The sequence below is a fragment of the Streptosporangium saharense genome (assembly GCF_014203715.1).
Classification (GTDB): Bacteria; Actinomycetota; Actinomycetes; order Streptosporangiales; family Streptosporangiaceae; genus Streptosporangium; species Streptosporangium saharense.
In genome coordinates this window covers 235,212-247,077 of record NZ_JACHJP010000008.1, presented here as the reverse complement: position 1 = coordinate 247,077, position 11,866 = coordinate 235,212, and the positions used below count along the sequence as shown (strand labels likewise).

Sequence of the window (11,866 nt, the reverse complement as noted above, 5' to 3'; positions counted from 1 at the left end):
ATAAAGCCTGCTGGAAGGTGTTCAATGCGGACGGATGACAAGGTCGTCGATTACCTCAAGAAGGTGACCGCAGACCTGCGGAGGACACGCCAGCGGGTTCGCGAACTTGAGGAAGCCGACCACGAGCCGATCGCGGTCGTGGCGATGAGCTGCCGGTTCCCCGGCGACGTACGGACACCCGAGGACCTGTGGCGACTGCTCGCCGAGGGCGGCGACGCCGTCGGCGAGTTCCCCACCGACCGTGGCTGGGACATCGACCGGCTGTTCGACGGCGACACCGACGGCACCGGCGCCTCCTACGTCCGCGAGGCCGGGTTCCTGTACGACGCCTCACGGTTCGACGCGGGCTTCTTCGGGATCAGCCCGCGCGAGGCGCTGGTGATGGACCCCCAGCAGCGGCTGCTCCTGGAGACCTCCTGGGAGGCCTTCGAGCGGGCCGGGATCGACCCGCAGACACTGCGGGGCAGCAGGACCGGCGTCTTCGCGGGCACCAACGGGCAGGACTACGCGGCGCTGGTCACCAGGTCGCCCGCGGCGGGCGAGGGCTACCTCGCGACCGGCATCAGCGCGAGCGTGGTCTCCGGCCGCCTCTCGTACACCTTCGGCCTTGAGGGCCCCGCGGTCACCGTGGACACCGCCTGCTCGGCCTCGCTGGTCGCCCTGCACCTGGCCGTCCAGGCGCTCCGCCAGGACGAGTGCTCCCTCGCCCTGGCGGGCGGTGTCACGGTGATGTCCACGCCGCTGTCCTTCGTGGAGTTCTCCAAGCAGTCCGCGCTGGCCGGGGACGGGCGCTGCAAGGCCTTCGCCGACGCGGCGGACGGCACCGGCTGGGGCGAGGGCGCGGGCGTGCTGCTGCTCGAACGCCTCTCGGACGCCCAGCGCAACGGACACCCGGTCCTGGCGGTCATCCGGGGCAGCGCCGTCAACCAGGACGGCGCCTCCAGCGGGCTCACGGCGCCGAACGGCCCCTCCCAGCAGCGGGTCATCCAGCAGGCGCTGGAGAACGCCCGGCTCTCCACCGCCGACGTCGACGCCGTGGAAGCCCATGGCACCGGCACCCGCCTCGGCGACCCCATCGAGGCCCAGGCACTCCTGGCCACCTACGGCCAGAACCGCTCACAGCCGTTGCTGCTCGGCTCGATCAAGTCGAACATCGGCCACACCCAGGCCGCCGCAGGTGTCGCCGGTGTCATCAAGATGGTCCTGGCGATGCGGTACGGCCTGCTGCCGAAAACCCTGCACGTGGACCGTCCCTCCACACACGTGGACTGGTCGGCCGGGTCGGTCGAGCTGCTCACCGAGGCCAGGGAGTGGCCCGAGACGGGACGGCCGCGCAGGGCGGGCGTCTCCTCCTTCGGCGTCAGCGGCACCAACGCCCACGTCATCCTCGAACAGGCCCCCGAGACCCCCGAACCGCAGCCGTCCGAGCGGACCGGCCCGATTCCCTTCCCCTTCTCCGCCAAGACCGAGCGGGCGCTGCGCGCCCAGGCGGAACGGCTGCGCGAGCACCTGGACACCGCCCCCGGGCTCGCAGACCTCGGCCACTCGCTGGCCACCGGGCGTTCCGGTTTCGTCAGGCGCGCGGTCGCCGTCGCCGACGGCCACGAGGGACTGGCCGCCGCACTCGACGCGTTCGCGACCGGTGAAGAGTCGCCCTCGGTGGTGACCGGCACCGCCGACGTGAGCGGCAAGACCGTGTTCGTCTTCCCCGGTCAGGGCGCCCAGTGGGCGGGTATGGCGGTTGACCTCCTCGCCACCGAACCGGTCTTCGCCCAGCGCCTCACCGAGTGCGCCGAAGCCCTCGCCGAGTTCACCGACTGGGACCTCCTCGAAGAACTGCAAGGCTCCCTTGACCGGGTTGACGTGGTCCAGCCCGCGCTGTGGGCCGTCATGGTCTCCCTCGCCGCGTTGTGGCGCTCGTACGGTGTCCACCCCGACGCCGTGATCGGCCACTCCCAGGGCGAGATCGCCGCCGCGACCGTCTCCGGAGCGCTGTCGCTGAAAGACGGCGCCCGCGTCGTGGCCCTCAGATCGCAGGCCATCACCGCCATCGCCGGAAACGGCGGCATGCTGTCCGTCTCACTCCCCACAAGTCAGATCGACCTGACCCCCTGGCACGAGCGCCTGGCAGTAGCCGCCCTCAACGGACCCTCCTCGACCGTCGTCTCCGGCGACAGCGACGCCCTCGACGAGCTGCAGGCCGTACTCGACGAACAAGGGGTCCACAACCGGCGCGTTCCGGTGGACTACGCCTCGCACTCCGCCCACGTCGAGCGACTCCATGAGGAGCTGCTGACGCTGCTCGCCTCGGTCACCCCGCAGAAGCCGCAGATCCCCTTCTGGTCCACCCTGGAGAACCGCTGGATCGACCGGGCCGAGACCGACGCCGCGTACTGGTACCGCAACCTGCGGCGGACCGTCCGGCTTGAGGAGGGGGTGCGCGCCCTGGCGGCCGACGGGCACGCCTTCTTCGTCGAGGCAAGTCCACATCCCGTGCTCGCCTCCGCCGTACAGGACACCCTGGACAGCGCCGAGGCCACAGCCGTCGCCGTCGGCACGCTGAGCCGCAACCAGGGTGGGCCCGCCCGGTTCCGCGCCGCGCTCGCCGCGCTGTACGTGCGCGGCCACGAGATCGGGTGGGGCACCGTCTTCCCCGGCGCCCACCGGATCGACCTGCCCACCTACCCCTTCCAGCAGGAGCGCTACTGGCTGGACACCGTCGCGGGCGGCGCGGGCGACGCCGCGGACCTGGGTCTCGGCGGCGCCGACCACCCGCTGCTCGGTGCCTCGCTCACCCTGGCCGACGGGGACGGGCTGCTGCTCACCGGCCGCCTCTCGCTGCGCACCCACCCCTGGCTGGCCGACCACGCCGTGCTCGGGTCCGTCCTGCTGCCCGGCACGGCCTTCCTGGACCTGCTGGTTCACGCCGGGGACCAGGTCGGCTGTGAGCGGGTTGACGAACTGACCCTGGAGAGTCCGCTGGTGCTGCCCGAGCGCGGCGGCGTCGCCCTCCAGGTGCGGGTCGGCCCGGCCGACGAGGGAGGGCGGCGCGAGGTCACCGTCCACTCCCGTCGGGAGGACGCCGCGCAGGACGCTCCCTGGGACCGCCACGCCAGCGGCTTCCTCGCCCAAAATGCCCCGGTGACCGGGGAACGGCTGACCGCCTGGCCGCCGCAGGGCGCGACCGCCGTTGACCTGGACGGCTACTACGAACGGCTCGCCGAGGGCGGTCTCGGGTACGGCCCGGCCTTCCGTGGCCTGCGCGCCGCCTGGCTGGACGGCGAGGACGTCTACGCCGAGGTCCGGCTGCCCGAGGGTCAGCGGGAACAGGCCGAGCGCTACGGACTGCACCCGGCGCTGCTGGACGCCGCCCTGCACGCGCTCGGCTGTGCCGTACAGGATGGCCGGGGGCTCGGTCACCTGCCGTTCGCCTGGAGCGGGGTGACGCTGCACGCCTCCGGCGCCGCCGAGCTGCGCGTCCGCCTCACCCGCACCGGCCAGGACAGCGTCTCGCTGCTGGTCGCCGACGGTTCCGGCGCCCCGGTGGCGAGTGCCGACTCCTTCGTGCTGCGTCCACTGGCCGCCGACACGCTGAGGCCGGACACGACGGCCGACTCCCTGTTCCGGATCGACTGGGTAGCCGTGCCGCTCCCCGACGAGGCCGCGGAGCCGTACCGGACCGAGAGTCTTGACCTGCTGCCCACCGAGGTCCCCGCGACCGTGCTGGTGCCGGTCGTGGCGCCCGCTGAGGGCGGCACCGCCGAGCGGGTCCACGCCGTCACGCGCCGGGTGCTTGAGCTGCTGCGGACCTGGCTCGCCGAGGACCGCTACGCGCACGCCCGGCTGGTGATCGCCACCACCGGCGCCGTCGCCGTCCGGCCCGGTGAGGACGTGACCGACCTGGCCTGCTCCGCCCTGTGGGGGCTGGCCCAGTCCGCGCAGTCGGAGAACCCCGACCGGATCGTCCTGGTCGACCTGGACGGCACCGAGGCCTCCGCCGCCGCGCTGCCCGCCGCGCTGGCCACCAGTGAGCCCCGGCTCGCCCTGCGCGACGGCACCGTACTGGCCGCCAGACTGGCCCGCGCCGCGACCTCGACCGCGCTCAGGCCCCCGGCGGGCACCCCGTGGCGGCTGGACATCGCGGACCGGGGAACCCTGGACAACCTGTCCCTCGTGGCCTGCCCCGAGACCCTGGAACCGCTCGCCCCCGGCCACGTCCGGGTAGCCCTGCGCGCGGCGGGCCTCAACTTCCGCGACGTGCTCAACGCGCTCGGCATGTATCCCGGCCAGGCCGGGCTGCTCGGCAACGAGGGCGCGGGCGTCGTCATCGAGGTCGCCGACGACGTCACCGGCCTCGCCCCCGGCGACCGGGTGATGGGCATGTTCGCGGGCTCCTTCGGCACCGTCGCGGTCACCGACCACCGGCTGCTGGTGAGGATGCCGCAGGGCTGGGACTTCACCGAGGCGGCGTCCGTCCCGATCGTCTTCCTCACCGCCTACTACGCGCTCGTCGATCTCGCGGGACTGCGCGCGGGCGAGTCCGTCCTGGTGCACGCCGCCGCCGGTGGGGTGGGCATGGCCGCCGTCCAGCTCGCCCGTCACCTGGGTGCCGAGGTGTACGGCACCGCAAGCCGGGGCAAGTGGGACGCGCTCGGCCTGGATGGTCTCCATCTGGCCGACTCCCGAACCCTGGACTTCGGGGCCACGTTCCTGAAGGCCACCGACGGTGCCGGCGTGGACGTCGTGCTCAACGCGCTGGCCAGGGAGTTCGTGGACACCTCACTCGGACTGCTGCCTCGGGGCGGCCGGTTCGTCGAGATGGGCAAGACCGACATCCGGGACGCCCAGGAGGTCGCGGCCCGGCACCCCGGCGTGGCCTACCGTGCCTTCGAGCTGTTCGAGGCGGGCCCGGAGCGGATCGGCGAGATGCTCTCCGAGCTGGTCGCGCTGTTCGAGGCGGGTGCGCTGCGTCCGCTGCCGACCACCACCTGGGACGTACGGCGCGCCGCCGACGCCTTCCGGTACGTCAGCCAGGCCAAACACATCGGCAAGGTCGTGCTGACCGTCCCGCCCGCGCTCGACCCCGAGGACACCGTCCTGATCACCGGCGGCACCGGCACCCTCGGCGCCCTGCTCGCCCGTCACCTGGTCGTCGAGCACGGCGTCCGGCACCTGCTGCTCACCAGCAGAGGCGGCCCCAACACCCCGGGCACCGCCGAGCTCGTCGCCGAACTCGTCGAGCACGGCGCCGAGGTGACCGTCGCCGCGTGCGACGTCGCGGACCGCGAGCAGCTCGCCGCGCTGCTCTCCGGCGTACGGCTGACCGGCGTGGTGCACACCGCGGGCGTCCTGGACGACGGCGTGATCGGTTCGCTCACCCCGGAGCGGGTCGATGCCGTGCTACGGCCGAAGGTGGACGGCGCGCTCAACCTGCACGAGCTGACGGCCGACCACGATCTCGCCTGCTTCGTCCTGTTCTCCTCGGCCGCGGGGGTGCTCGGCGGCGCCGGTCAGGGCGGATACGCCGCGGCCAACACGCTGCTCGACGCCCTCGCCCAGCACCGCCGCGCCCTGGGCCTGCCCGCGCAGTCGCTCGCCTGGGGCCTGTGGGAGCGGCGCAGCGCGATGACCGGGCACCTGGACGCCCGCGACGTCGAGCGGATGGGCAGGGGCGGCATGACCCCGCTCACCTCCGAACTCGGCATGGCCCTGTACGACGCGGCCTCGCTGCTGGACGAGCCGCTGCTGCTGCCCGCCGACCTCGACCTCTCGGCCCAGCGCGGGCGCGGCCCCGTCCCGGCGCTGCTGCGCGGCCTGGTGCGGGCCCCGGCCCGTAGGAGGGCAGAGGCGGTCTCCGGCCCGCGTGGTTCCGCGCTGACCGAACGGCTGGCCGCCCTCGGGGAGGCCGAGCTGCTCGACCTGGTGCGCGCTCACGCCGCCGCCGTGCTCGGGCACGCGTCGGCGGACGAGATCGACGCCGGGCGCGCGTTCAAGGACCTCGGCTTCGACTCGCTGACCGCCGTCGAGCTGCGCAACCGGCTCAACACGGCGACCGGGCTGCGCCTGCCCGCCACCCTGGTCTTCGACCACCCGACCCCGACCGCCCTGGCCCGCCACCTGCGCGCCCACCTGCTGGGTACGGCCGAGGCCGCGCCCGCCGTACAGGCCACGACCGTGGCCGACGAGGACGCCGTCGCGATCGTGGCGATGGGCTGCCGCTACCCGGGCGGGGTGAGCTCGCCCGAGGAGCTGTGGCGGCTCGTGCTGGACGGTGGCGACGCGCTGACCGGCTTCCCCACCGACCGTGGCTGGGAGGGCGAGGGGCAGGGCGGTTTCCTGCACGACGCCGCCGAGTTCGACGCCGCGTTCTTCGGGATCAGCCCCCGCGAGGCGCTCGCCATGGACCCGCAGCAGCGGCTCCTCTTGGAGACCTCGTGGGAGACCTTCGAGCGGGCCGGGATCGACCCGACTTCCGTGCGGGGCGGCCGGGTCGGCGTGTTCACCGGCACCAGCGGCCAGGACTACGCCTCGCGGCTGCGCCGCGTCCCCGCCGAGGTCGAGGGCTATCTCGGCAACGGCAGCGCGGCGAGCGTGATCTCCGGCCGGGTGGCCTACACCTTCGGCTTCGAGGGTCCGGCGATCACCGTGGACACGGCCTGCTCCTCCTCGCTGGTCGCCCTGCACCTGGCGGTCGCGGCGCTGCGGCGTGGCGAATGCGACCTGGCGCTGGCGGGCGGGGTGGCCGTGATGTCCACTCCTGGGCTGTTCGCCGAGTTCGACCGGCAGGGCGGCATGGCGGCCGACGGCCGGTGCAAGGCCTTCGCCGCCTCCGCCGACGGCACCGGCTTCGCGGAGGGCGTGGGCGTCCTCCTGGTCGAACGGCTCTCCGACGCCCGCCGCAACGGGCACCCGGTGCTCGCGGTCGTCAAGGCCACCGCGATCAACCAGGACGGCGCCTCCAACGGCCTCACCGCGCCCAACGGCCCCGCCCAGGAACGGGTGATCCGCGAGGCCCTGAGCGCCGCCGGGCTCACCCCGGCCGAGGTGGACGCCGTCGAGGCCCACGGCACCGGCACCAGACTCGGCGACCCCATCGAGGCCCAGGCGTTGCTCGCCACCTACGGCCAGAACCGCTCACAGCCGTTGCTGCTCGGCTCGCTGAAGTCCAACCTCGGCCACACCCAGGCCGCCGCCGGTGTCGGCGGCATCATCAAGACGGTCCTGGCGATGCGGTACGGCACGCTCCCCCGCACCCTGCACGTGGACGCGCCCACCCCGGAGGTCGACTGGACCTCGGGAGCCGTCGAACTGCTCACCGAGGCTCGTTCATGGCCCGAGACGGGCAGACCACGCCGGGCGGGCATCTCCTCCTTCGGCATCAGCGGCACCAACGCCCACGTCATCCTCGAACAGGCCCCCCAGGAAGAACCGAACCCCACCGCCCCGACCGGTCACGGCGCCGTCCCGTCCCCGCTCGCCCCCCAGACCAGCCCCACCGACACCCACGTCACCCCTGAGCGGAGCCCCCAGAAGGAACCGGCCTTCACCGCCCCCATCACCCCCGGACAAATCCCCCAGGAAGAACCGAACCCCACCGCCCCGGCCGGTCACGGCACCATCCCGTCCCCGCTCTCACCCCAGACCAGCTCCACCGACACCCACGTCATCCCTGAGCAGGCCCCCCAAGGGGAACCGGCCCCCGCCACCCAGACCAGCGGCACCACCCCCGGACAAAACCCCCAAGAAGACCCGGACCCCACCGCCTCGACCAGCGGCACCAACGCCCCCATCACCCTCGAACAAACCCCCCAAAGGGAACCGGATCCCGCCACCCCAACCCGGCACAGCGCCGTCCCCTTCCTGCTCTCCGGCCACTCCGAGCAGGCGCTCTCCGCCCAGGCCGGGCGGCTCGCCGCCTTCCTGGCCGAGCGTCCGCGGGCCGTACTCCCCGATGTCGCGCACTCGCTGATCGCGCACCGGGCCGAGCTGCCGCACCGGGGCGCGGTGGTGGCTCGTGACCGGGAGAGCCTGCTGGACGGACTGGAGGCGCTGGCGGCCGGGCGGGGTCTGCGGGGCGGGGCCGCGACCGGGAGGACCGCCTTCCTCTTCACCGGCCAGGGCGCCCAGCGGCCGGGCATGGGGCGTGAGCTGTACGACGCGTACCCGGAGTTCGCGGCTTCGTTCGTCGCCGTCTGCGCCGAACTGGACGAGCACCTGGAACGTCCGCTGCGCGAGGTGGTCTTCCAGGGAGGCGAGCTGCTGGACCAGACCGGCTGGACCCAGCCCGCGCTGTTCGCCTTCGAGGTCGCCCTCTACCGCCTCGTCGAGTCCTTCGGCCTCCGGCCCGACTTCGTCGCCGGGCACTCGGTCGGTGAGCTGGCCGCCGCGCACGTCGCCGGGGTGCTGAGCCTCCCCGACGCCGCCCGGCTTGTCGCCGCACGTGGCAGGCTCATGCAGGGTCTCCCGGCCGGTGGCGCGATGGTGGCCGTCCAGGCTCCCGAGGACGAGGTGCTGCCGCTGCTCGGCGACCGGGTCTCGCTGGCCGCCGTCAACGGCCCCGAGGCCGTGGTGGTCGCCGGTCACGAGGAGGAGGTGCTGGCCGTCACCGAGCGGCTCGCCGAACGCGGGCACCGCACCAGGCGGCTGCGGGTCAGCCACGCCTTCCACTCGCCGCTGATGGACCCGATGCTGGAGGAGTTCCGCGCGGTCGCCGAGTCGCTGACCTACCACGCGCCGACGATCCCGCTGCCAATCGAGGTAGCCGACCCCGAGTACTGGGTGCGGCACGTTCGCGACGCCGTACGGTTCCACGACGCGCTGCTCACGCTGGCCGAGCGCGGCGCGACCACCTTCCTGGAGATCGGCCCCGACGCGGTGCTGACCGCCGCGGGGCGGGAGAGCCTGCCCGGCGCCCGGTTCGCGCTGGTCGCCGCCCAGCGCAGGGACCGGCCGCAGGAGCAGTCGTTCGTCGAGGCGCTGGCCGCGCTCAAGCTGCGTGGCGCCACTGTCGACTTCGCACGGCTGTTGCGCGGTGCCCGCCGTACCGAACTGCCCGTCTACGCCTTCCAGCGGGAGCGGTACTGGCTTGAGGACGCGGAGGGACCGGCCGACCTGGCCGGGGCCGGGCTCGGGCCCGCCGAGCACCCGATGCTCGGGGCGACGGCCGAGCTGGCCGACGGCACCGGGGTCCTGTTCACCGGCTCGCTCTCCGAGAGGACCCACCCGTGGATCGCCGAGCACGGCGTCATGGGCCGCTCCGTGGTCCCCGGTGTCGCCTACGCCGAGCTGGCGCTGCACGTGGCCGAGCGGGTCGGCTGTGACCGGGTCGAGGAGATCACCCATCTGGCGCCGCTGGTCCTGCCGCGCACCGGGAGCGTGCTGCTCCAGGTGCGGGTCGGCCAGGCCGACGCCGTGGGACGGCGCCCGCTCACCGTGCACTCCCGGCCCGAGGACGCCCCCGACGCCGGGTGGACGCACCACGCCGACGCCGTTCTCGGCTCCGGCAGGGCCACGCCGGACTTCGACCTGCGCGCCTGGCCGCCGCCCGGCGCCGAGGAGATCGACCTCGACGGCTTCTACCGGCGCGCGACCGAGACCGGCTTCGCCTACGGCCCGCTGTTCGCCGGGCTGAGGGCCCTGTGGCGGCGAGGCGAGGAGGTCTTCGCCGAGGTCACGCTGCCCGAGGAGGGCCGCGCGGCGGCCAGCCGGTTCGGTGTCCATCCGGGCATGTTCGACGCGGTGCTCCAGGCGATGGCCGCCTCCGTGCTGCTTGAGCGCGTCTCCCCCGAGGAGGCCCCGCACGGCCGCCTGCCGTTCGCCTGGACGGGCGTCGAGCTGCACGCCTCCGGTGCCTCCTCCGTCCGGGCCAGGCTGACCCCGGCCGGTGAGGGCGGCGTCGCCTTCGCCATCGCCGACGCCGCGGGCGAGCCGGTCGCCTCGGTGGAGTCGCTGGTCATGCGTCCGGTGTCCCCGAAGGCGATCACCGGCGCCGGTACGGCGGGCCGGGACGCCCTCTACCGGATCGACCTGACCGAGCTGCGGCTTCCCGAAGCCCCGGCGACCGTCGGCTGGGCCGTACTGGACGAGCTCACTTCCGGCCAGGACGTCCCGGAGACCGTGCTCACGCACTGGACGGCCCCTTCGGAAGGACCCCTGGCCGAGCGGGTGGGCTCCGTCACCGGCCGCGCGCTAGGGCTGCTCCAGGACTGGCTGGCCGACCAGCGGTTCACCAGTTCCCGGCTGGTGTTCGTCACCAGGAACGCCACCGGCCACGACGTCGAGGACCTCGCGCACGCCTCCCTGTGGGGCCTGGTCCGCTCCGCGCAGGCCGAACACCCCGGCCGGTTCGTCCTGCTCGACCTGGATGGAACCGACACCTCCGCCGACGCCCTGCCCGCCGCGCTGGCCACAGACGAACCCCAGCTGGTCATCCGTCAAGGCGTGGTGACCGTGCCCAGACTGGCCAGGACCACCGCCGACGCGACCCCGCCGACCTTCCGTGCGGACGGCACGGTGCTGGTCAGCGGTGCCACCGGCGCGCTTGGACGGCTCACGGCCCGGCACCTGGTCTCCGGGTACGGCGTGCGCCGCCTGCTGCTCGTCAGCCGTGGCGGTCCCTCCTCAGAGGGGGCGGCCGAACTCGTCGCCGAGCTGCGTGAGGCGGGTGCCGAGGTGACGATCGCCGCCTGCGACGTGGCCGACCGCGAGCAGGTGGCCCGGTTGCTCGCCGAGCACCCGGTGACCGCCGTGGTGCACACCGCCGGGGTGCTCGACGACGGACTTGTCGAGTCGCTCACCCCGGAGCGGATCGCCACGGTGCTGCGGCCCAAGGTGGACGGCGCGGTCAACCTGCACGAACTGACCCTTGGTCGGGACCTCGACGCCTTCGTCCTGTTCTCCTCGGTCGCCGGGGTGTTCGGGGCGGCGGGACAGGCGGGCTACGCCGCCGCCAACGCCTTCCTGGACGCGCTCGCCCACGGCCGCGACGCCGCCGGACTGCCGGGCACGGCCATCGCCTGGGGTCCCTGGCTGCTGGACGATCCGGTACGGCGCGGCATGGCCGGTGGGCTCGGCCGCGCCGACCTCGCCCGGATGGCCAGGGGCGGCCTCACCCCGCTCCAGGAGGAGCAGGGCCTCGAACTGTTCGACGCCGCCCTGGCCGGGACGGACCCGGTGGCCGTCGCGGCCAGGCTCACCCCCTCGGTCTTCCAGGGCAAGGAGGTCCCGCCGCTGCTGCGTGGCCTGGTCCGCGCTCCGGTACGGCGGGCCACCGAGGGCGGGCAGCCCCCGGCCCAGAGGCTCGCCGGACTGACCGGGGAAGCCAGGACCAGGGCGCTGGTCGACCTCGTCCGCACCCAGGTCGCCGATGTGCTCGGCCACTCCTCGGCCGAGGCCGTACAGGCGACCAGGACGTTCAAGGAGATCGGCTTCGACTCACTGACCGCCGTCGAGCTGCGCGGCCGCCTGCACGAGGCGCTCGGGCTGCGGCTGCCCGCGACCCTGGTGTTCGACTACCCGACCCCGGCCGCGCTTGCCGCCTTCCTCGACGAGCGGTTGCCCCACGAGGGGACCGCGCCCCGGGGTGAGCCCGGCCTGGCCGAACTGGACCGCCTTGAGGCCGCCCTGGAACGGCGGCTGGCCGAGGGTCACCCGCTCGGCGACCTCACCCCGCGCCTGCGCGCCCTGCTCGACCGTCTCGGCGGCCAGGACGCCTCCGACGCCCGCCTCGCGGGTGACGACAGCGACCTCGACTCCGCCTCGGACGCCGAACTCTTCGCCCTCGTCGACTCCCTGAACTGAGCCCCCCACGTAGCAGCACCCCGGCCGCCGAACCGGCCTCACCGCCGTGCGCGGCGCGGCCCGGACC

The 11,866-nt window shown here is 74.0% G+C and carries 1 protein-coding gene; it reads left to right on the top strand.

The features are described 5' to 3' along the window. The first annotated feature begins 24 nt into the window (after positions 1 to 24). The gene (locus tag FHS44_RS41245) at positions 25 to 11,799 is read left to right on the top strand and encodes a type I polyketide synthase (protein ID WP_184720843.1); all 11,775 of its coding nucleotides are present in this window, start codon (positions 25 to 27) and stop codon (positions 11,797 to 11,799) included. Positions 11,800 to 11,866 lie beyond the last annotated feature (67 nt).

Coding starts and splice junctions, on each gene's coding strand:
- FHS44_RS41245 (WP_184720843.1), top strand. CDS start 25: ATGCGGACGGATGACAAGGTCGTCGATTACCTCAAGAAGGTGACCGCA.